This is a genomic window from Bowmanella pacifica (assembly GCF_014645355.1).
Classification (GTDB): Bacteria; Pseudomonadota; Gammaproteobacteria; order Enterobacterales; family Alteromonadaceae; genus Bowmanella; species Bowmanella pacifica.
In genome coordinates this window covers 606299-628568 of the sequence record NZ_BMLS01000002.1, presented here as the reverse complement: position 1 = coordinate 628568, position 22270 = coordinate 606299, and the positions used below count along the sequence as shown (strand labels likewise).

Below are 22270 nucleotides of genomic sequence, written 5' to 3'. Positions count from 1 at the left end.
CCAGCTGCGTGGCAATTTCCACCATAGCTTGTGATCACAAGGACAACCTATGACCTCAACGCAAATGTTGATGCTGTTTTCCAGTCTGTTGGCTCTGGCTGCACTGCCTAGTGCCAGTGTTGTCCTGGTGGTTAGTCGCAGCGCCAGTCACGGTATGTGGCAGGGCATGATGGTGGCGCTGGGAATTGTCACTGCGGATTTGCTCTTTGCCAGTTTGGCGATTCTGGGTATGTCAGCCCTGGCCCATTGGCTGGGCGAAGTGTTTAGCTTAGTTCGTTTGCTGGCGGCTGGCTACCTTATTTGGCTTGGCTGGCGACTGCTGTCTCAGATGCGTTTTGGGCAGCCAACAATCGCGGCTAAATCTGCCTGGAGCAGCAGTTACCTAAGTGGCCTTTTGCTTACCCTGGCGGATATTAAAGCCATAGTTTTTTATGCCAGTTTGTTCCCTAGCATTTTGGATATGCAGGCGTTGGGCGTTCTTGATGTAGTTTACCTGCTTCTACTTACGGTATTTGCCGTGGGCGGAGTTAAAGTCCTGTATGCCTGGCTGGGAAGTTCCTTGATTGTGCGACTAGGCGGTAACCGTTTTGGGCTTATCTGGCAGCGCGTAACCGGCGGACTGATGGTAGGTGGCGGGGTTTATTTATTGCTTAGGCCATCATCATAAACAAGCTTATTTTGTCCTGATGTTTTAACCAACAGCGTCCAATAACATGATGAATGCCGAAGTGGCGGTAGCTAGCTTGTGCGGATTTGAGTGTCGTGTGTCGCGCATAGACAAAAAAGCCGGACAAAGTCCGGCTTTTATAGAACTGATAAGCTGTTTAGCTTTGACGTAATACGTCAGCTTTATCTGTGGCCTCCCAAGGGAATTCCTCGCGGCCGAAGTGCCCGTAAGCAGCCGTGGCCTGATAGATAGGGCGCTCCAGATCCAGCATTTGAATTAAGCCATAAGGACGCAGATCAAAATGTTCACGTACCAGTGCTATCAGTGTTGCTTCGTCAACCTTGCCGGTGCCGAAAGTATCAATGCTGATAGAGGTTGGCTCGGCCACGCCGATGGCGTAGGACACCTGAATTTCACACTTGTCTGCCAAGCCTGCGGCCACAATGTTTTTGGCCACGTAACGACCAGCATAGGCTGCGGAACGGTCAACTTTGGACGGGTCCTTGCCTGAGAAGGCTCCGCCACCATGACGGGCCATACCGCCGTAGGTGTCGACAATAATCTTACGGCCGGTCAGGCCACAGTCACCCATAGGACCGCCAATAACAAAACGGCCGGTTGGGTTGATAAAGAACTTGGTCTGGCTGTTCAGCCACTGGGCAGGTAGCACAGGTTTGATGATTTCTTCCATCACCGCTTCTTGCAAATCGGCGGTGGAGATGGAGTCACAGTGCTGGGTAGACAACACAACGGCATCAATCCCTACTGGCTTGCCATTCTCATAGGCGAAGGTCACCTGGCTCTTGGCATCAGGGCGCAACCAGCTTAGCGTACCGTTTTTACGCACTTCTGCCTGACGTTTAACAAGCAGGTGTGAGTAAAAAATTGGAGCAGGCATCAGCACGTCGGTTTCATTGGTGGCATAGCCAAACATCAGGCCCTGGTCACCTGCACCTTGTTCCTCAGGGCGAGAGCGATCTACTCCCTGATTAATGTCCGGGCTTTGTTTACCAATGGCATTCAGTACCGCGCAGGAGTCGGCATCAAAGCCCATATCTGAATGGACATAACCGATTTCACGTACGGTTTTGCGGGTTAGCTCTTCAATGTCTACCCAGGCAGACGTGGTAATTTCACCACCCACCAACACCATACCGGTTTTGACATAAGTTTCGCAGGCAACGCGCGCTTTGGGGTCCTGAGTCAGGATCGCATCCAATACCGCATCAGAGATCTGGTCGGCTATCTTATCCGGATGGCCTTCGGATACAGACTCTGAGGTAAACAGATGTTTTGCCATGATTCTTCCTCAAAAAACATAAATTCAACATTGACCGCTAGGTTAACGGCCATAATGGCGCGCATTTTACCCCAGAGGATAAAAAAATCCAGTTTTTACATCTAGACGTCTAAATGTCTGTTTGTTAAGTTTGCTTGCCAGTCTCAAAATGTCAAGGTGAGGTATAGGTAATAAACCAGACCTAATACCTTATTCGCCTTTGGCATTGGGTAATCTGCTAACGTCATTGCAGTTGCCGCTGGGCTGGGTAAGAATAGGTGCCCGTTTTTTTGCCAAGAATCGTCAGGGCCGCAGTGTCGGCCCACAGCAGGAGTTAATATGCCCCAGTCACAAGCCACTCGTCGCGAGTTAGCCAATGCCATTCGCGCCCTTTCTATGGACGCGGTTCAAAAAGCCAAGTCTGGTCACCCAGGTGCCCCTATGGGGATGGCGGATATTGCGCAGGTATTGTGGTGTGATTTTCTCAATCACAATCCGGCCAATCCAAACTGGACTAACCGTGACCGCTTTGTGTTGTCAAACGGCCATGGCTCCATGCTGATTTATTCATTGTTGCATTTAAGCGGCTATGAATTACCTATCGAAGAGTTGCAAAACTTCCGTCAACTCCATTCTAAAACCCCAGGTCACCCTGAATATGGTTATGCTCCCGGTGTGGAAACCACGACCGGTCCGTTAGGACAAGGCATTAGTAATGCTGTGGGTATGGCCATTGCTGAAAAAGCCCTGGCTGCGCAATTTAACCGTGAAGGCCATGACATTATTGATCACTTCACCTATTGCTTCCTGGGTGACGGTTGTTTGATGGAAGGGGTTTCACATGAGACTTGTTCTTTGGCTGGTACCTTGGGTCTTGGCAAACTCATCGCGTTTTGGGACGACAACGGCATTTCCATTGATGGGCATGTGGAAGGCTGGTTTACCGACGATACTCCTGGACGTTTCCGTGCTTACGGTTGGCACGTGATTGAAAATGTAGACGGGCATGATGCTGAGCAAGTGAAAGCGGCTATTGAAGCGGCAAAGGCTGAAACAAGCAAACCGACCTTGATCTGTACCAAAACCATTATCGGTTTTGGTTCACCCAACAAATCTGGCAGCCATGACTGTCACGGTGCCCCGTTGGGAGATGACGAAATTGCCGCAGCCCGTGAATTCCTGCAATGGCCACATGCACCTTTTGAGATTCCTGCCGATGTCTATGCTGGGTGGGATGCTAAAGCCAAAGGCGCCAACCTAGAACAGCATTGGAACAATCAGTTTGAGGCTTATGCAAGCGCTTATCCTGAGCTCGCTGCGGAACTGACACGTCGTCTGGCTGGCGAGTTGCCGGCAGACTTTGCCGATAAGGCCGATGCTTTTATTCGCCAATGTCAGGACAAAGCAGAGAATATTGCCAGCCGTAAAGCTTCGCAAAATGCTATCGAAGCTTATGCGGCCTTGTTACCTGAAGTGATTGGCGGCTCGGCGGATTTGGCAGGTTCGAACCTGACCTTGTGGTCTGGCTCCAAAGGACTGACTGCCGAAGATGCCAGCGGTAACTACATTTATTACGGTGTGCGTGAATTTGGCATGAGCGCCATTATGAATGGCATTGGCTTGCACGGTGGATTCCGCACTTACGGTGCCACTTTCCTGATGTTTATGGAATACGCTCGTAACGCTGTGCGTATGTCTGCATTGATGAAAGTACCGAATATCTTTGTCTATACCCATGACAGTATTGGTCAGGGGGAAGATGGTCCAACCCACCAACCGGTTGAGCAAGTGGCCAACCTGCGTCTGACACCCAATATGGATACCTGGCGTCCATGTGATGCGGCTGAAACTGCAGTGGCCTGGAAATTGGCACTTCAGCGTACCGATGGCCCCTCATCGTTAGTGTTTAGTCGTCAGAACCTGGCCGCGCAATCACGTGATGACGCGCAACTGGCTAATATCGCCCGCGGTGGATATATCCTTAAAGACTGTGCAGGTCAGCCGGATATCATTCTGATTGCCACCGGCTCTGAGATTGAAATTACCGTCGCGGCCGCCGCGCAGTTGAGTGAACAGGGACACAAAGTGCGAGTGGTATCCTTGCCCAGCACCTCGGTATTTGAACGTCAGGACAGCGCTTATAAAGAAGCGGTACTGCCTGCTGCCGTCACCCGCCGGGTAGCGGTGGAAGCGGCACACGTGGATTACTGGTACAAGTATGTTGGCCTGAACGGCAAAGTGGTGGGCATGACGACCTTCGGTGAATCTGCTCCGGGCGGGGTGCTGCTTAAGCACTTTGGCTTTACAGCAGAAAACGTCGTTGCAACCGCCTTATCCTTGCTTGGCGAATAAACAAAAACGTACAATACGGGCGCTTAAGAGCGCCGAATGGGTGAATTATGACCACCAGAGCCTGGCAGAAATCCGCTTTGCCAAGGCACGGTTGTGCAGGAATATCGACAATCTTTCAAGCAGCCGTAACGCCGGAAGAGCGGATTTCCGGTGGCTCCCGTAGGGCGGGGTAGAAATTCCCCCAGTCTGCTCCAGGCTCTTTAGGCTTTAGTACCACTAAAGCCATAAAAAGACCTGGATTGCCTGAAGAAATTTCTACCTCCGCTGGAGCTCATACTTTACCCATTCGGCGCTCCAGCCCTTTGTTTTTTTAATCCTGGGTGGACTGTACCCTCGGGATTTACTGAGTCGTCTTGAATGTTACGTATTGCTATCAATGGTTTCGGACGTATAGGTCGCAATGTGTTGCGGGCCCTCTATGAAACCGGTCGTAACGACCAGGTGCAGATCGTCGCTATCAACGAGCTGGCCAAGCCAGAGGGGATTGCGCATCTGCTGAAATATGACACCTCCCATGGCCGCTTTCCCTTTGCGGTAAGCCTGGAGGGTGATCGCCTAAATGTGGCCGGTGACAGTATTCAGCTGTTAAACAAAACCGAGCTCAGCGAGCTTCCCTGGGCGCAGCTTGAGGTGGATTTGGTGCTTGAATGCACCGGCGTTTATGGTGACCGCGTGGCTGGGCAAGCCCACCTGAACCAAGGGGCAGGTAAAGTGTTGTTTTCTCAGCCCTGTAGTGGTGATGCAGATGTGGATGCCACGGTGATTTTTGGCATCAATGAAGACCTGCTGACCCCGGAACACCGCATAGTGTCCAATGGTTCCTGCACCACCAACTGTATTGTACCTGTGATCCAGGCGCTGGATCAGGCCTTTGGTGTGGACAGCGGTACTATCACCACCATTCATGCCTCTATGCATGATCAGCAGGTTATCGACGCTTACCATGCTGACCTGCGTCGCACCCGCGCCGCCAGCCAGTCCATTATCCCGGTTGATACAAAGCTTGCCCGAGGTATAGAGCGGATCCTGCCCAAGTTCGCCGGCCGTTTTGAGGCAATTGCCGTTCGCGTGCCGACCATTAATGTGACGGCTATGGATTTAAGCGTCACTTTAGCTACCGATGTTAATATTCAGCAAGTGAATCAGGCACTGATGCAGGCCAGAGAAGGGCGTCTTGCTGGCATTCTGGGTTATACCGAAGAGCCGCTGGTATCGGTGGATTTTAATCACGATCCCCACTCGGCTATTGTTGACGGTACCCAAACCCGGGTCAGCCATAAGCGACTGGTGAAAACCTTGGTATGGTGCGATAACGAGTGGGGCTTTGCCAATCGTATGCTGGATACCGCCCTGGTAATGGCCGCAGGCTGTCGCTAAGTCAGCGGGCCCGGATAACAACGAATTTTGCGGCAGACAGGGGGTCGGCCGCGCAACATTGCAAACTTTGGAGATATGCCATGAAGGTTTTGAAAATGTCAGATCTGGATCTGGCCGGTAAGCGAGTGCTGATTCGCCAGGATCTGAATGTGCCGGTCAAAGACGGCAAGGTCACGTCTGATGCTCGCATTAAAGCGTCTTTACCTACCCTGAAACTGGCATTGCAGGCCGGCGCTAAAGTGATGGTGATGTCTCACCTGGGGCGTCCTACCGAAGGGGTTGTGGAAGAGGCATATTCGCTGGCTCCTGTCGTAGATTATCTTAAATCCGCGTTGGATTGTCCGGTACGTTTGGCCAAAGACTATCTAAGCGGGTTGGAGCTACAAGCCGGCGAGCTGGTGGTGCTGGAAAATGTGCGCTTTAACCAAGGTGAAGGGAAAGACGACGAGCAACTGTCGCGTCAATATGCAGCCCTTTGCGATATCTATGTGATGGATGCCTTTGGCACCGCGCACCGCGCACAAGCGTCTACCCATGGTGTGGGCTTATATGCGCCAGTGGCATGCGCAGGTCCTTTGTTGGCTGCTGAACTGGATGCCTTGGGTAAAGCTCTGGACAACCCGGCCCGCCCATTGCTGGCCATTGTTGGTGGCTCCAAGGTGTCGACTAAACTGACGGTGCTGGAATCCTTGTCTGAAAAAGTGGACCAGTTGATTGTGGGCGGTGGTATCGCTAACACTTTCATTGCAGCTACGGGCAAACCCGTTGGCAAGTCTTTGTATGAGGCAGACCTCATTCCTGAGGCACAACGCTTGTTGGCAAAAGCGCAGGCCAGCGGTGGGGATATTCCGGTACCGGTGGATGTGATAGTGGGTCAGGAATTTTCTGAAACTGCCGAGGCCACCCATAAACCCGTGGGTGATGTTGCCGAATCGGATATGATCTTTGATATCGGCCCACAAACCGCCGAGGTACTGGCTAAGCTGATTGAAAAAGCGGGCACCATTGTATGGAATGGCCCGGTGGGCGTGTTTGAATTTGATCAGTTCGGTGGTGGTACTAAAGCCTTGTCCATGGCCATTGCCAACAGCAAGGCCTTCTCTATTGCCGGCGGTGGTGACACCCTGGCGGCAGTGGATAAATACGATATTGCCGACAAGATATCCTATATTTCCACCGGTGGCGGTGCGTTTCTGGAATTCTTGGAAGGCAAAGTGCTGCCGGCCGTTGCGATGTTGGAAAAGCGCGCTGGATAAGTAAAGTGAGCAGCGCCCATGTAAGGGGCTGTGCCTTGACGTTTTAATAACAAGAAGGGTTTAAACCCTCAATAATTGAATAATTATCTTTGTACCCTGGCCTCACGGCCGAAACTAAAAAGGAGCGTTGCCGATGGCAGCCGAAGCGAAGACAGAAATGTTGAATAAAGTACTAACCCAGGATGGGTTTATTGCTGCACTGGATCAAAGTGGCGGTAGTACGCCAAAAGCGCTGAAACTTTACGGTTTGAGTGAAGCGGATTGGTCCAACGATGAACAGATGTTTGATCTGGTGCATCAGATGCGTGCACGCATCGTGACAAGCAACGCCTTCGGCGGTGACCGGGTGCTGGGCGCCATCTTGTTTGAAAACACCCTGGATCGTGAAATTGACGGTAAGCCTTCTTCACGTTACTTGTGGGATGTGAAGCAAGTTGTGCCTTTTTTGAAGGTCGATAAAGGCTTGGAAGACGAAGCCAACGGTGTGCAACTGATGAAAGCGATGCCTGAATTAGATGCTTTGTTGACTAAAGCCGTTGCTCAAGGTGTATTCGGCACTAAGATGCGTTCTGTTATTAAGCAGGCCAATGCCGCTGGCATCAATGCGGTGGTGGCTCAGCAGTTTGAAGTGGGTAAACAGATTCTGGCCGCAGGCCTGACACCCATAATTGAACCTGAAGTGGATATCCACTGTCCGGAAAAAACCGAAGCAGAAACACTGCTTAAGCAGGCTTTGCTGGCTGAACTGGATAAACTCACTGTTGACCAGAAGGTGATGCTGAAGCTGACCCTGCCCAATGAAGATAATTTTTACCGCGATTGTATCGAACATCCGAATGTGATCAGGGTCGTGGCGCTATCTGGTGGCTACAGTCGTGACGATGCTAACCGCAAACTCAGCCATAACCACGGCATGATTGCCAGTTTCTCTCGCGCCTTAACAGAAGGCTTGTCTGCCAAGCAATCGGATGGCGAGTTCGATGCGGCGTTGGATATGGCGATTGAGAGTATCTACCAGGCATCTAAAGCCTAAGCTGCTATTTTTTTTAAAAGGGTGCTTTGGCACCCTTTTTTGTTTTTATTCGGTTAAAAAATTGTATGTGCTTGGAAAATACAGGAATAAATTATCATTTGTGTGAAAAATAGACGAAAAAAACTGAGCAAATTAGTATGATTTCGTTACAATTGCCGCCTGAGAGCTATTGAGGACCCGCCCGATGAAAAAAAGATCTGGATTGGCAATGTTTGCCGCCCTGTTTGTTGCTTCTGCTGCTCAGGCAGATGCATTGGATAGTCTGTTTGCCGCAGATGTCAGCGTACCGGAAGAAGCTGAAAAACCATTTAGCCTGGATGGCGAGATTGGTTTTGTGGCGACTACGGGGAATACCGATTCTACCAGCTTTAAAGGGCGCCTGAATGCTCATCAGGAACTGGAGTCATGGAGTAACGACTACATTCTGGAAGGCTTTTATAAGCAGGATGAGAAGACTATCGATGAAGATACGGTGTCTCAAACCACGGCACAGAAAATCTTCGCTTCAGGCCAGGGTAACTACAAGTTAGAAAATCCAGCGCATCGCGTGTTTGCTTTCGGTTCGTATGAAGACGATCGTTTCAGTGGCTTTGAATATCAGGCCACCGTCGCAGCGGGTTGGGCGCACCAGCTTTGGAAAGATGATGTATCAGCATTTAGCTACAGTATCGGTCCGGGTTATTCTTTTGCTGAGCGGGAGTCCGGCGAAAGCGCTAACGGAGCCATTGTGCGTGGTGCGGTCGACTATAAATGGAAGATATCCGATACCGCTAACTTCCGTCAGCTATTCAGTACGGAAGTGGGTAGCGACAATACCAAATCTAAGTCGGAAACGTCGTTGTCAGCACAAATCAACGGGTCACTGGCGATGAAACTGGCGATTATCCTTAACCATAATACTGATGTGGCTGATGATGTAGATGAACTGGATACGCAAACCTCAGTAACACTGGTATACAGCTTCTTCTGATATCGTTCATCCTGAACATCGCCGTTCCTGTTCATCCATGAAAAAAAACCGCCAAAAGGCGGTTTTTTTGTATTTGTCCCGGCCTCAGATGAGGCCGGGGTTGCTCAACAAACTTAGTCGATTTGTGGCTTCAGACCACGGCGAATCAACAGGGCATCCGTCGTTGGCTCCTGACCACGGAATTGAATGTAAGACTCCATGGGGGGGCGAGAATTACCCACTTCCAGGATGTGCTTGCGATACAACTCGCCGTTTTCACGGGTCAGACCGCCACGCTCACGCAAGTATGCGAAGGCGTCGGCTGCCAGGATTTCACTCCACATGTAGGCGTAGTAACCCGCAGAATAGCCACCGCCAATAGAGTGAGAGAAGTAAGTGGACTTATAGCGAGGCGGAACCGCTGGCAGATTTACGCCATGCTTTTCCAACGCCTTGGCTTCAAAGCTTTCCACATCCTGCAGCGGTGTATCGGCAGGCAGTGAGTGCCATTCCATATCCAATAGGGCGGCTGACATATACTCCAGGGTGTCGAAGCCCATATTGAAGTTTTTTGCCTTCATGACTTTTTCCAGCAACTCCGCGGGGATCTGCTCATCGGTCTCGTAGTGACGGGCATAATTAGCCAAAACTTCAGGCAATGCAGCCCAATCTTCTTCGAAGGTTGATGGGAACTCAACAAAGTCGCGAGACACGGCGGTACCGGCCAAGGAAGGATACTTCACCTTGGAGAACATGCCGTGAATACCATGACCCAGTTCGTGGAACATAGTAGTCACATGGTCAAAGCTTACCAAGGTGGGTTCACCTTCCGGACCCTTAGGAATATTCATCACGTTGACCACCACGGGTTTTTGCTCAAGCAAGCCGGACTGGCCAACAAATGAACTCATCCAGGCGCCACCGCGTTTGCCGTCACGGGCAAAATAATCGGCATAGAAAATCGCCAGGCTCTTACCGCCGTGATCAAACAGCTCAAAGGCTTGTACGTCAGGGTGGTAAACCGGCAGATCTGGACGTGGCTCAAAGCGCACGCCATACAGGCGATTCATGGTGTAGAACAGACCGTCGTGCAGTACACGGTTGAACTCGAAGTAGTTACGCACTTCGCTTTCATCCAGGTCGTATTTTTCCTGGCGTACTTTTTCTGCATAGTATGCCCAGTCCCAGGGCTGTACATCGAAGTCGCCGCCTTCACGTTTGATCATGGCCTGAATGTCAGCTTGCTCGGCTTGGGTGTTAGCCACAACGGCCGGCACCATGGAGTTGAGCATGTTAAAGACATTTTCTGGCTTTTCCGCCATGGTGTTTTGTAACTGGTATTCGGCCCAGTTGTTGTAGCCTAACAATGCCGCTTTTTCGGCACGGATCTGGGTCAGGCGAGAAACCAGCGGGCGGTTATCCAGTTCGCCGGAGGTGCCACGATATGCAGAGGCTTCCCATACGCGCTGACGCAATTCCCGGTTATTCAGGGAAGCCAGGATCGGCTGGCGGGTGGTATTAGTGATGCTCAGCAGATACTTACCTGGTTGCTCTGCATCCTCGGCAGCTTTAGCGGCCGCTTTCAATTGGCTTTCAGACAGGCCGTCTAATTGGGCTTTATCTTCAACTACCACAGCGATGGCCTTGCTCAGTTTCAGCAAGTTTTGGCTGAACTGCGTAGTTAGCTTGGAATGCTCTTCGTTCAGAGCGCGAATGGCTGTCTTTTGTTCTTCAGACAACTTGGCGCCAGCTTTGACAAAGCGTTTGTAGTACACCTCCAGCAAGCGGTCCGATTCGGGATCTAGCTTCAGCTGTTCGCGCTGGTTGTAAATCGCTTCCACGCGGGCAAACAAGTCGGCATTCAGATTGATGTTGTCGGAATGCGCGGCCAGCTTAGGTGCCAACTCGCTTTGCAAGGCACGGCGCGCTTCATTGCTGTCGGTACCGGTCAGGTTGAAAAACACCCGTGATACACGAGTCAGAAGGGGACCGGCTTTTTCCAGCGCAACAATAGTGTTTTCAAAGCTGGCGGGTTCAGGATTGTCGATAATGGCCTGAATATCGGCCATATGTTCTGTCATGCCCTGTTCAAAAGCCGGGGCGAAGTGCTCGTCTTTGATTTGGCTGAAATCAGGTGCCTGATATTGCAATGTGCTGGCGGTCAGCAAAGGGTTAGCGATAGCTACCTGGCTGGCTTGGGCTGTTTCGGCGGTATTGTTTTGTTCTGTCTTAGGTGGCTGTGAGCAGGCGGCAACCAGCAGGCTGGCACCGATTGCTGAAGCAATCAGAGTCTTGCGCATTACGTTCTCCAAAGGGACTCTTGTTAGAATAAGTTGGCGTTAGCCAAAGGCGGAATTATGTCCGAATTCACTGATACGTTGTAACATTTTACCGTCAGTCGTTGAAGTAATACGATAAATAACCGAGCATAGGTGGCAGTTGAAGATGGAAGGATGCGGATGAAAATACTTTTTACCTTGACCAGTGTTGTGTTGCTGAGTGCTTGCGTAAGTCAGGCAGAACGCGAGTATATGCAACAAATGGGCATAGATATGAATCCGTGCAACGGTCATTTACAGGATCAGTACGAAGTCAGTATTCAATTGGATGACGATACGCCAATGGTGTCATCCATTAAGTCTCACTGTGAGCCAGAGATTATTGAGATTCAAACCGAGTTTGAGAAAGAGAATCGCGATCCCGCAAAACGTCGCTGGTAGGCAAATATTGAACCCTTCGGGCCGTGCTTATTGGCCCTTTCCGCGGCGTTATTATTCACTTATGTAGAATAACTGCACTAGGTTTACGCTGCTTTGTATAAAGAGCCCACAAAATGCTGCATATGCCCGAAAGATACATAACCCTAGCTATTGCAGGTTGACTGAACCGCGGATTGGCGCAAACTGACAGTTTTTTGCGAGCAGAGTGTTATATGCCGTCTCCCAGCTCACGTCGTTTTTTGATTGTGGTTAACCCAATGGCCAATGACCGGGCTCAGTATTACCTGGAGCGCCTTCGCCAGGGGCTGCGGGAAAGGGGGGATGAGCTTGAGGTTTGGTATACCACCGCTAATGAACAGGCTAACCTTCGTCACCTCAATCAATGTAAGACGGCATTTACCGACTGGGTCGTGATTGGTGGGGATGGCACATTTAATCTTGTCGTTAATGTCCTGGCCCATAGTCAGGTTCCTCTTGCTCTTATCCCTTGTGGCAGTGGCAATGATTTTGCTCGTAACCTATTTAGCAGCGCCGATGATCCGGTAGCAATTGCGCTGGGGGAGTTGAGCCAGCGGGTGGACCTGGGGTTATGCAATGAGCGCTACTTTGCCAATGTACTGGGGGTTGGCTTTGATGGCGCTGTTGTCGCCAGTATGTATGATAAGCAGCCACGTCGGTTTCGCCGCTGGCGTTATCTACTCGTTGCCTTACAGCAACTCTTTGGTTATCGCGAGCAACAGGTACAACTGCAAAGTAGCCTGCAGAAGAATGCGGATTGCTTTATCGCAGCCTTTGCCAACGGGCGTTATTTTGGTGGCGGTATGCAAATCGCCCCACGCGCCAGTATTGACGATGGCATGCTTGACTGTTGCTGGGTGGGGAAAGCCGGACTGGCTAAAAAGCTCTATTACCTGGCGCGGATTTTTCAGGGCCGCCATTTGCAGGCTGATGTGGTGGAATACTGGCAAGATAGGCAGTTTTCTATCCTGACTCCAAATCTGCCCATTGAGGGAGATGGCGAGTTCTTCGGCGTGACGCCGGCGCGCATTCAGGTGGTACCGCAGGCCATTGCCTTAAAGCTCCCAAGAGGGGAGATGACCGCACGGGTGCGGCCAATCAAGGGTTAAACGCTGGTGTGCAGACGAACATCGACATTTCCACGGGTGGCGTTGGAGTATGGACATACCTGGTGTGCAGCATCAACCAGCATTTGTGCCACGGAAAGTTCCAAGCCCGGCAGCTGTGCAAAGAGATCAATATCAAGACCAAAACCACCTTGGGTTTGCCCAATACCCACTTCAGCGCGGATATGTGTTTCTGCTGGCAAGCTTATTTTTTTACCCGCTGCCACGAATTTTAGTGCGCCAATAAAGCAGGCCGAATAACCTGCCGCGAATAATTGTTCCGGGTTGGTGGCCTGGCCCCCGCTGCCTCCCAGCTCTTTTGGTGTAGTGAGCTTAACATCGAGCAAACCATCATCGGATTTTGCCTGGCCGTCGCGACCGCCGGTTGAAGTAACAATGGCTTTATATAGTACTTGCATAGGAATTTCCTCGTTTGATTACCTAACAGGTTAACGAGGATTATGTTATCGCGATAATGTTTATTGCGATAATTAAAAGAACCGATGTAGCTTATCGCATTCAGCGAATCAGGCAGGTTGACGCTTAGCCATGGCCGTCACCATTAAGGGTAAGACGTAGGCTGTCCAGCTGCTGCTTGAGGGATACCACCTGTTCTATATTCAAACCACTGGCACAGAGCACGGAATGGGGGAGTGACTGGGCTTGCTGTTGCAGTGCTTTGCCAGCTGGGGTTAGGAACAGCAAAACCTTGCGCTCATCGTCGCTGCTACGCCGCCTTTCCAACAGACCTTGTGCATCAAGACGCTTAAGAACTGGGCTGAGTGCGCCTAGATCCTGGTGTAAACGCTTGCCTACGGCTGTTGAGGTAATGCCGTCTTCTTCCCACAACACCAACATCATAAGATACTGAGGGTAGGTGAGTCCTAACTTGGCCAATAAGGGTTTGTATAGCTTATTCATGGCCAGAGAGGTTGAATACAGCGCAAAGCACAGTTGGTTATCTAGGTGTAAGGCTTCGCAAGACGTGCTGTTCATAACAACTCCTCAACATAGCAATGTTCTGAATATCCTGTCTGTGGGGAGATTTTTCAAGGTGCTTGCGTTGAATGGCTAAAGAAGACTGACCTTTGCGTAGGCATTTTGGCCATTTGTGTGTTCTTCATCTTGGCTGGTTAATACGGGGCCAAGTATTAACAAGCCGCGTTTAGCAACGCTGCCATTGGGGAGGCGGTTGTAAAGCAATTAACAGCTCATGACTTTGCTCATCTTTGGTTTGAGTGTAGCCGAAATCCAGTTTCAGATCCGAGATAGGGATATGCTCTTCTGCCGCCCACTGCAGCATATCGCCGAAGGTCTCTATAATCTGGCTAACCTGCCCTTCATGAGTATGATGAAGGTAGCTGGCCGGTGGGATGCGGATGGCCGTTAATCCCTCAGGAACCGGGATGGATGAAGTGACCTGACAACTGACCAATTGCCGATATATGCCTTGCTGGCAGCTCAGTGATGCTTCAACCAGAATGGGGTCGCCACTTGGGTCAAGGTGGTCTAGTTGGTGGTAGAGGTGCTGCCAGGCATCAGGTATTTGGCTACTCAGTGCTTGCCAGGGGGCGTTGACTTCTATGCCAATTAAGAGGATTTCAGACTGGGTAACGATGTTCATGCTAGCTCCTTGCTCTATTCTTCTTATTCACTGCACAACCAGTTAAACACTACGCGTTTTTTGATTGATTTACAAAGAATTAGCAATAGCTAGCGGGCAAGTTTCAGCGCTGTGCATCCAGGGCCTTACCCAGCAGATGGAAGTAACCCAATAATTGATTGGCCAGTTCGGGCCTGATAGCGATGGGGGGATAAAGACCCAGCTCGGCTTCCTGGCTTTGCTTAGTACCTTGTACCAGAAAGGCATTTTTTAGCGGTTGATCCTGCACAATGGCCTCAAAAGCGCGGGCGGCCAGCTCCTGAGGCTGGGCGTAGTAGAAAATCTGCAGCTTCTTGTCGATGTCTACGGCGCGTTTCAGATAGGCGCTACCTTGCCGACCCTCCAGAAACAACAAGCGAAAATAGTCAAAAAGGCGCAGGTTCAGTGGGTGATCAATAGTGTGCTGATTGTTCAGCCAGCATGCCGAAGCAAAACTGTGGCGCTCGGTATCGTTAAAGAGTTTTGGGCAGATATAATGATCGAAGGCATGAAACCATTCATGGGCCAGGGCGCCCCCGCCCGCATTTTTAGCCAGTGCCAGAGTGCGACTTGATGACTCATAATGGGCACTGCTGTGTTTGTTACCGCCGGTACCAAAGGCCAGGGACAGGGTGCCATTGAGGGAAATAACCCTTTCCGGCACTGCCAGGATGCTCATCAAATCGCACAGGGCATCGAAAAACAAATTGGCGGCTAACTGCTGTTCAGCTTTGCTTACCCATTTGCCAATGCTTACCGTGCGAAAACCAAATATTCGTACTATGTCGGCAAAGCCCATATCCCGGCCTTCCCTATGGTCCGGACCATTACGATAGTAAGGGCGATGTAGCCTGGGCTCGGCCATCATTTTAAGGCAGGTTTAAATGGCGGCCGCCATCCAGATGAATTATCCGGCCGGTTACGTAGTCGCTGCAGAGCAGCCAGTCGAGAGTGTTAAATACCTCTTGTTCGCCTGGTTCGATACCTAGCAGGGATTTCTGTAAGGTCTTCTGCCGGTATGCGTCATCATCCCAGTCATTAAAACAAATCAGTGCCGGCGCAATGGCGTTAACTTTGACTTTGGGCGCTAATTTTCGCGCCAGGGACAGGGTTAGGTTCTCCAATGCTGCTTTAGATGCTGCGTAGGCCATATGTTTAGCGCTGCCGGTTTGGGCAACAAAATCCGTCATATGCACTATGTCGGCCTTATCCTCGTTTAGCATCGGTGCCAGAGCTTGGTTGAGAAGCAAAGGTGCCTTGGCATGGATTGCCATCATCGCGTCGAATACCTCTGCTAACTCACCGTCCTGATCAGAATGCCAGTCTGACGCGTTATGGATAATGGCCCGCAGACTCTGGTATCGCTGTTTAAGGGTATCAATAAAACTCTGTACCCCTTGAGAATGAGCAAAGTCAGCCTGAATACAATCAATTCCGCTGGCTTGTAATTCGTCAATTAAGGGGCGGTGGCGGCGATAAGTGATGACGACGGCATAGCCCAATTGGTGTAGGGCTTTTGCGCAATACAAGCCGATACGCTGGGCCGCGCCGGTGATTAAAATGGGAGCCTGATGCATGAAGATTCCAATTAAAGTTGCTGCAATTCATCCAGTAACTGATCAACCCATTGGCTGATGCGCTGATCGGTTTGATCAAACTGGTTTTCGTCGTCCAGCGCCAAGCCGACAAAGTGGCTACCGTCTTCGGTCAGGGCCTTAGAGGCGGTAAATTCATAGCCTTGGTTTGGCCAATAGCCAATCAACTGACAATCCAGTACCAGCAGCTCATCGTGCAACATGCCCAAGGCGTCCTGATACCAGTCGGCATAACCCATTTGGTCGCCCAAGCCAAACAAGGCGACAATCTTACCTTGCAGGTTAAGAGCGCGGATATCACTCCACTGGGATTCCCAATCTTCCTGCAATTCACCAAAATCCCAGGTGGAAATACCCAATATCAGAATATCGAATTGCTCGGCTTCTTTTAGTGGCACATCTTTGATGTTGTGCATCTCGACCAGGTCTTCACCTAAAGCGGCGCAGATTTTTTCCGCCGCCATTTCGGTGTAGCAGGTCGTTGAGCCATAAAACAGGCCGATTTTTAAACTGCTGTCTGTCATTGCCTAACACATATAAAAAAATCAGCACCTATTGTGCCAGAGAACAGGCCGGGCTGCATGATTCAGCGAGACACTGAGATTACAAACCAAGGTGTTTGATATGCGCGGCCATTTCATCGCCGATTTTTTCACGCATTTGCACTAATTTAAGGGCTGACTCTCGTAAATATTTGTCTTCGTCTGTTTGCGGTATCCATTCCGGTACGGCGCTGGGCTTTCCTTCCTCGTCTACTGCGACCATGATCACTATGCAGTGCGTGGTCAGGTGGCGTTCACTCAGTTTTGGGTCGCCAGCCATTACATCCAGTGCCAAATGCATAGATGTGCGCCCTGTGTAAATGACTCTGGCTCGCACTTCCACCAGATTACCCACCAGAATAGGGCGTACAAAGCGGATTCCCCCCGCGTAGGCAGTAATACAATATTTGCCGCTCCAGCCGGCTGCACAGGCGTAGGCTGCCAGGTCTATCCATTTCATCACTGCCCCGCCGTGTACTTTGCCACCAAAGTTTACGTCGGCAGGTTCGGCCAGAAATCTTAAGGTAAGGTCACGTTGCTCACCGGCCATGTTGTTTTCTCCAGGTTGTTTTGCACCATTTTAGGTTAGATTCGGTACCTACAGGCAAGCAGATTTCTCGGCCGGTTAACTGAATGCTATGATGAGCGCTGTTTTTTACGGGATAGCACTGTGGCCAGTATTAGTGATAAGCCTGGGATTTCTGAGCAGAGCCAGGCGCAGATCGATGCCTTTATTGATGCTTTATGGCTGGAAAAAGGGCTAAGTGACAATACTTTATCGGCCTATCGCAGTGACCTAAACAAATTCTGTCAGTTTTTATCCCGTCAGCCGGTGGAGTTGGCTGAGGTACAAAGCGAAGACATTCAGGCGTATCTGGCGTATCGCTATGACCAGCAGCTGTCTGAGCGAAGCAATGCCCGGTTTTTGTCCAGCTTACGGGCCTATTTTGCCTATTTACTGCGTGACAAGCTGCGGGATGATGATCCCGTGGCTATATTGCAAAACCCCAAACTAGGTAAACCACTGCCTAAAACCTTATCAGAGCGTCAGGTTGAGCGCTTGCTTGAGGCTCCAAATATTGAAGACACGGTTCAGCTAAGAGATAAGGCCATGCTGGAGTTATTGTACGCCACAGGCCTACGGGTCAGCGAGCTTGTGGGGCTAAGGCTAGGTCAGGTGAGCACGGTGCAGGGAGTTATCCGGGTAACGGGCAAAGGCAATAAGGATCGCTTGGTGCCTATGGGGGAAGTGGCGCTGGAATGGCTGCAGACTTATTTAAAAAGGGGCCGGGCGCTGTTACTAAAACAGCAAACCGATGTATTGTTTCCGTCAAGTCGTGGCCAGCAGATGACCCGCCAGACCTTTTGGCACCGGATTAAATATTATGCGCCGCAAGCAGGAATTGCCTTGCAAAGTTTGTCACCGCACACCTTGCGCCATGCCTTTGCCACCCATTTGCTAAATCACGGTGCGGATCTAAGAGTGGTGCAGATGCTATTAGGCCACTCAGATCTGTCTACCACGCAAATTTACACCCATGTGGCCACCGAGCGGCTGCAAAGCCTGATTGAAGATCATCATCCCAGGGGATAAAAGGCTTAATGAGTCAGAATGAACCTCTCATTTTTAAGGAAGTATCATGTCTAAAAAAGTTTATTGTGTTGCGCAGTTTCAACCTAAGCCTGGTAAGGAAAAAGAGTTATTTAAGGTGCTGCAATCTTTGGAGCCTAATACTCTGCGTGAAGATGGCTGCCTTCAGTATGTGGTGACACGACATATCGCCAGTCCCTTTGCTGAGGGGAAGAGCTTTGCCATCGCCTTTAATGAAATCTGGGCTGATATGGCCAGTTTTGAAGCCCACTGCCAGCGAGAGGAAATTACGACTTTTTTTGCGACCTATTGTGTGGCTGAAACCGGCCTGGCGGCCGATTGGAATGTGTGTGTTTATACCGACGAGCCACAGGATTTTGATGCACCTGTGTTGGCATAAATTTGATATTCAGGCTGTGCAACTTCAGCCTCGGTGACTTAGCTCTGAGCTGAGTGAGCAGTGAAATTGGGGATTGGTTAGTGGTCTTGTTTGGCGACGGTTCCGGCGCGTAGTGTCTTGGACTCACCTTCGAACAGCAGGTACAATACCCGTTAGTGTAACTTTTAGGCCAAAGGACAGGTCTAAAGTGTCAGTACCCTTTGACGTTGGAAATTCTATGATGCGAATAGCAAAACTGATCATGACCTCGGCCTTACTCGGTAGCTTGGCGTTTGGTGTGCAGGCCAAGGAAGATTACAGTCAGGTAAAAGCAAAGCTGGTTGATAGTCTGGGCCTGGCGGTAAACAGTATTGAGCCTTCACCCGTGCCGGGTTTATTGCAGGCCTTGACCAGCCGCGGATTGTTTTATATCAGCCCGGATGGCCAATATCTGGTGCATGGTCGGGTATTTAATCTGAATAACGAGATGGTTAATGAAACCGAAATGGCGCTGAGTGTAGTGCGGGCAGAAGGGGTGAAAAGGTTTGGTGACTCCATGGTGGAATTTAAAGCCAAGGATGAGAAGTACGCTATTACCGTGTTTACCGACACTACCTGTGGCTATTGCCGCAAGTTGCATTCTCATATTGATGAATACAATGACCTGGGCATCACCGTTCGTTACCTGGCGTTTCCGCGTGGTGGCGTAAACAGCGAAGGTTATAAGGATTTGTTGTCTGTCTGGTGTGCGGACGATCCAAAGAAAGCCATGACCGATGCTAAGGCCGGTAAGAATATCGCTAGTAAAACCTGTACCAGCAAAGTTAGCGAACAATATGACTTCGGTCAGCAAATTGGTATTAACGGCACGCCAGCTATTATTCTTGAAGACGGCACCTTGATTCCGGGGTATCAGCCACCGATATCCCTTAAATCTGTGTTAGACGAGCACAATTCCTGATAAGGGCGCAACAGCGCCCTTTTTATACTGTTATGACACTAAATATTCGTTACCGACAAGAGCAGTCCTGGCAGGATGACGCCCCTGGTATTCATCCCCGTTTGAAGCAGATCTATGCCAGCCGTGGTATCAGCCATATGCAGGAGCTGCAGCGCAGCACCCGGGATTTGGCGCATTATCAACAGTTAAAAGGTATGTCACAAGCCGTGTCTGTGCTGGCTGACGCCCTGGTGCAGGGGCGGCAGTTGATGATTATCGGTGACTTTGATGCCGATGGGGCGACCAGTACGGCTTTGTGTATGCTGGCGCTTAAACGCATGGGAGCCAAACGGGTGGATTACCTGGTCCCAAATCGTTTTGATTTTGGATATGGCCTGAGTCCGCAAATTGTCGATATGGCCCATCAGCAGGGCGCCGAGCTGCTGATTACTGTAGACAATGGCATTGCTTGTTTAGCCGGTGCCCAGCGAGCTAAGCAACTGGGAATGCAACTGCTGATTACCGACCACCACTTACCTGCGGCCGAGCTTCCTGTCGCGGATGCCATAGTGAATCCTAACTTACCAGGTTGTGATTTCCCATCTAAAAACCTGGCCGGGGTGGGAGTGGCTTTTTATCTGATGCTGGCACTGTGTCGACACTTACAGGAGCAAGGTTGGTTTGAGCGGCAACAATTGCCTATACCTAATCTGGCCGAATTATTGGATTTAGTGGCATTGGGTACAGTAGCCGATGTAGTCAGGCTAGATAAGAATAATCGTATTCTGGTGCATCAGGGGCTCCAACGTATTCGCAGTGGACGCTGTCGACCAGGTATTCGCGCTATGGTGGAAGTGGCGGGGCGTGAATGTGGCCAGATTGTCGCTTCCGACTTAGGGTTTGTTTTGGGGCCGAGGTTAAATGCGGCTGGCAGGCTGGATGACATGGCGATGGGCATTGAATGTCTGCTGGCTGAAGAAGAGGGCAAAGCCAGACGCATGGCTGTCGAGCTGGATAGCCTTAATCGTGAACGGCGTGAAATTGAAAGCAGTATGCAGGCCGAGGCACTTAAAACCCTGGAGTTATTGAGCTTTAATGAGCAGGAATTGCCCGCCGGATTGGTGTTATATCAGACGGATTGGCATCAGGGCGTAATTGGTATTCTGGCCGGCCGCATTAAAGAGCGTTATTTTCGCCCTACTATTGCCTTTGCGCATCAAGATGATGACATAGTCAAAGGCTCGGCCCGTTCCATTCCAGGGTTGCATATCCGCGACCTGCTTGAAGAAATTAACAGCCGTTATCCTGACATTATTGACAAGTTTGGTGGCCATGCCATGGCGGCGGGGTTGTCATTGCATGTTGATAAACTGGCGGCCTTCGAGCAAGTGTTTGTGCAGGTCGCCAGTGAATGGCTGGAAGGTCGGCAGTTGCAGGGCGAATTGCTATCTGACGGGCAGTTAACCGCCAGTGAGGTTTGTCTGGACTTTGCGCAGTTATTGAAAGAGTCAGGCCCTTGGGGACAAGGGTTTGAAGAACCCTTGTTCGACGGTGAGTTTGAATTGTTGGACCAACGTCTGGTGGGGGAAAAGCATCTGAAGATGATGATAAAACACCCCAGCGGGCAGCTGTTGGATGCCATTGCGTTTAACGTGGATTTGGCTGTGTGGCCAAACCGGCAAATTAAGCAGGTGCAACTGGCATACCGTTTGGATATCAACCATTTCCGCGGCAAGGTATCGCTGCAATTGTTGGTAGAGGCTCTGGCACCGGTATGAAAAAATCTGCTAAAGCTGTTGCGCAAATGCTGGAGCGGCACCCTAATCTTACCCATTCTGTAGATATGAAAGTGCTGTCGCATGTGCAGCGTGAGGATGGTGACTGGCTGGTTAACACCTTGATGCTGGACGGCGTGGATGTGCCGTTTAAGTTTCGGCGTAAAAAGCGCTATCGAAGCTTACAAGGGGCACTTATCAATATTACTTATTATCCTGATACCGAGCTGGTGGCCGGCATGGAGTTTGAGTACATGAAAATTGTCCGGATTCGTCAGGGCTGAACGACTTTCTGCCCCGACTGCTGCTATTATGCGCCTACTCTGAACAGCGGGTTTACCTGTGACTTACGACAACCTTGAGGCTTTTGTCCTGCATCGACGACCTTACCGGGAGACCAGCTTTCTGGTGGACGTTTTTAGTCGTGAGATGGGGCGGCTCAGTATGGTGGCCAAAGGGGTGCGAAACAGCAAAAGTGCTAATCGCAGCTTGTTACAACCATTTGTGCCCCTGCAAGTAAGCCTGGTAGGTCGCCACGAGCTGAAAAATCTCAAGCAGTTGGAAAGTACCGGTAGGGCTTTGCAGTTACAAGGTTCAGCCTTGTTTTGTGCCATGTATCTCAATGAACTGTTACAGCGTTTATTGCCGCTGGAGCTGGCGGTGGAGCCGCTGTTTGATGCCTATGTACAAAGTTTGCAAGCGCTCCTGGCTGGTGACGCCTTTGAACCACTGCTAAGAGAGTATGAATTGTTATTGCTCAGTGAACTGGGGTATGAGCTGGATTTTGGCTACGATGCGCAAACTCAGACCCCTCTTCGCGACGATGCTTATTATTGTCTGGATGTAGAACAGGGCTTTGTGCTGAGTGCGGTGCAGCGTGCTACGGCCAGTGATTTTCGCGGTGACTGGCTGAATCAAATTGCGAGCGGGCAGTGGACAGCGGAAGCCCTGCGTAGCGCCAAGTTTATCAATCGCATAATGCTTAAACCCTTATTGGGGAGTAAGCCATTGAAAAGCAGAGAGCTTTTCCAAGCTAATTAGTGGAGTTA

Annotated in this window: 23 protein-coding genes; 14 read left to right on the top strand and 9 right to left on the bottom strand. The window is 50.6% G+C overall.

The genetic code is table 11. The features are described from left to right. Positions 1–49: 49 nt before the first annotated feature. The gene (locus IEX02_RS08915) at positions 50–667 is read left to right on the top strand and encodes a LysE family translocator (RefSeq protein ID WP_188693416.1); all 618 of its coding nucleotides are present in this window, start codon (positions 50–52) and stop codon (positions 665–667) included. A 157-nt stretch (positions 668–824) separates the two neighbouring features. Here the strand turns inward: IEX02_RS08915 and metK are convergent, their stop codons facing one another. Continuing rightward, positions 825–1967, bottom strand: a complete 1143-nt coding sequence (gene metK / locus IEX02_RS08910; protein WP_188693413.1) for a methionine adenosyltransferase — start codon at positions 1965–1967, stop codon at positions 825–827. A gap of 318 nt (positions 1968–2285) precedes the next feature. Between metK and tkt the strand changes: the two genes are divergently transcribed. The 5 genes from tkt to IEX02_RS08885 all read left to right on the top strand — a co-directional run bounded on the left by tkt (position 2286) and on the right by IEX02_RS08885 (position 8934). Further along, positions 2286–4298: a transketolase gene (gene tkt, locus IEX02_RS08905; protein ID WP_188693410.1), complete on the top strand. Its 2013-nt coding sequence runs from the start codon at positions 2286–2288 to the stop codon at positions 4296–4298. A gap of 357 nt (positions 4299–4655) precedes the next feature. Further along, complete coding sequence (gene epd, locus IEX02_RS08900) at positions 4656–5675, top strand: erythrose-4-phosphate dehydrogenase (RefSeq protein ID WP_188693407.1); 1020 nt, start codon at positions 4656–4658, stop codon at positions 5673–5675. Positions 5676–5755: 80 nt separating this feature from the next. Continuing rightward, complete coding sequence (locus IEX02_RS08895) at positions 5756–6931, top strand: phosphoglycerate kinase (RefSeq protein WP_188693405.1); 1176 nt, start codon at positions 5756–5758, stop codon at positions 6929–6931. 133 nt (positions 6932–7064) lie between these two features. Further along, complete coding sequence (locus IEX02_RS08890; protein ID WP_188693402.1) at positions 7065–7964, top strand: fructose bisphosphate aldolase; 900 nt, start codon at positions 7065–7067, stop codon at positions 7962–7964. 208 nt (positions 7965–8172) lie between these two features. Next, positions 8173–8934: a DUF481 domain-containing protein gene (locus IEX02_RS08885; protein ID WP_188694151.1), complete on the top strand. Its 762-nt coding sequence runs from the start codon at positions 8173–8175 to the stop codon at positions 8932–8934. 113 nt (positions 8935–9047) lie between these two features. Here the strand turns inward: IEX02_RS08885 and IEX02_RS08880 are convergent, their stop codons facing one another. After that, on the bottom strand, positions 9048–11213 hold the full coding sequence (locus IEX02_RS08880) for a M3 family metallopeptidase (RefSeq protein WP_188693400.1): 2166 nt from the start codon (positions 11211–11213) through the stop codon (positions 9048–9050). 159 nt (positions 11214–11372) lie between these two features. On the opposite strand from IEX02_RS08880, the gene IEX02_RS08875 reads away from it, so the two are divergent. Continuing rightward, positions 11373–11633, top strand: a complete 261-nt coding sequence (locus tag IEX02_RS08875) for a hypothetical protein (protein ID WP_188693398.1) — start codon at positions 11373–11375, stop codon at positions 11631–11633. Positions 11634–11845: 212 nt separating this feature from the next. Then, positions 11846–12760 carry a diacylglycerol/lipid kinase family protein gene (locus IEX02_RS08870; RefSeq protein WP_188693395.1) on the top strand — a complete coding sequence of 305 codons (915 nt, stop codon included), beginning with the start codon at positions 11846–11848 and terminating at the stop codon, positions 12758–12760. On the opposite strand, the gene IEX02_RS08865 is transcribed toward IEX02_RS08870, so the two are convergent. From IEX02_RS08865 to IEX02_RS08835, 7 genes are all read right to left on the bottom strand, one after another. Next, positions 12757–13176: an organic hydroperoxide resistance protein gene (locus tag IEX02_RS08865; protein WP_188693392.1), complete on the bottom strand. Its 420-nt coding sequence runs from the start codon at positions 13174–13176 to the stop codon at positions 12757–12759. The two genes, IEX02_RS08870 and IEX02_RS08865, sit on opposite strands and share 4 nt — an antisense overlap. A 124-nt stretch (positions 13177–13300) precedes the next feature. Next, positions 13301–13753, bottom strand: a complete 453-nt coding sequence (locus IEX02_RS08860) for a MarR family winged helix-turn-helix transcriptional regulator (protein ID WP_188693388.1) — start codon at positions 13751–13753, stop codon at positions 13301–13303. Between the two features lie 169 nt (positions 13754–13922). Beyond that, entirely contained in the window at positions 13923–14381 is a 459-nt protein-coding gene (locus IEX02_RS08855) for an effector binding domain-containing protein (protein WP_188693385.1), read from the bottom strand. Between the two features lie 103 nt (positions 14382–14484). Further along, positions 14485–15267: a CLCA_X family protein gene (locus tag IEX02_RS08850; RefSeq protein WP_188693382.1), complete on the bottom strand. Its 783-nt coding sequence runs from the start codon at positions 15265–15267 to the stop codon at positions 14485–14487. A gap of 1 nt (position 15268) precedes the next feature. Next, positions 15269–15976 (bottom strand): dihydromonapterin reductase, encoded by a 708-nt coding sequence (gene folM, locus IEX02_RS08845; RefSeq protein ID WP_188693379.1) that lies wholly within the window; start codon positions 15974–15976, stop codon positions 15269–15271. An 11-nt stretch (positions 15977–15987) separates the two neighbouring features. Then, complete coding sequence (gene fldB / locus IEX02_RS08840; RefSeq protein ID WP_188693376.1) at positions 15988–16518, bottom strand: flavodoxin FldB; 531 nt, start codon at positions 16516–16518, stop codon at positions 15988–15990. Positions 16519–16597: 79 nt separating this feature from the next. After that, on the bottom strand, positions 16598–17086 hold the full coding sequence (locus IEX02_RS08835; protein ID WP_188693374.1) for an acyl-CoA thioesterase: 489 nt from the start codon (positions 17084–17086) through the stop codon (positions 16598–16600). 120 nt (positions 17087–17206) lie between these two features. Between IEX02_RS08835 and xerD the strand changes: the two genes are divergently transcribed. The 6 genes from xerD (at position 17207) to recO (ending at position 22262) form a co-directional block, all read left to right on the top strand. Then, a complete protein-coding gene (gene xerD, locus IEX02_RS08830) occupies positions 17207–18130 on the top strand; it encodes a site-specific tyrosine recombinase XerD (RefSeq protein ID WP_188693371.1) in 924 nt (307 codons plus the stop codon). Between the two features lie 46 nt (positions 18131–18176). Then, a complete protein-coding gene (locus tag IEX02_RS08825) occupies positions 18177–18527 on the top strand; it encodes a putative quinol monooxygenase (protein WP_188693369.1) in 351 nt (116 codons plus the stop codon). Positions 18528–18744: 217 nt separating this feature from the next. Beyond that, positions 18745–19467 (top strand): bifunctional protein-disulfide isomerase/oxidoreductase DsbC, encoded by a 723-nt coding sequence (dsbC, locus tag IEX02_RS08820; RefSeq protein ID WP_188693366.1) that lies wholly within the window; start codon positions 18745–18747, stop codon positions 19465–19467. Between the two features lie 32 nt (positions 19468–19499). After that, positions 19500–21224, top strand: a complete 1725-nt coding sequence (recJ, locus tag IEX02_RS08815) for a single-stranded-DNA-specific exonuclease RecJ (RefSeq protein ID WP_188693363.1) — start codon at positions 19500–19502, stop codon at positions 21222–21224. Continuing rightward, positions 21221–21505 (top strand): hypothetical protein, encoded by a 285-nt coding sequence (locus IEX02_RS08810; protein ID WP_188693360.1) that lies wholly within the window; start codon positions 21221–21223, stop codon positions 21503–21505. The genes recJ and IEX02_RS08810 overlap by 4 nt, the downstream gene beginning before the upstream one ends. A gap of 58 nt (positions 21506–21563) precedes the next feature. Then, positions 21564–22262: a DNA repair protein RecO gene (gene recO / locus IEX02_RS08805; RefSeq protein WP_188693357.1), complete on the top strand. Its 699-nt coding sequence runs from the start codon at positions 21564–21566 to the stop codon at positions 22260–22262. Positions 22263–22270: the final 8 nt, after the last annotated feature.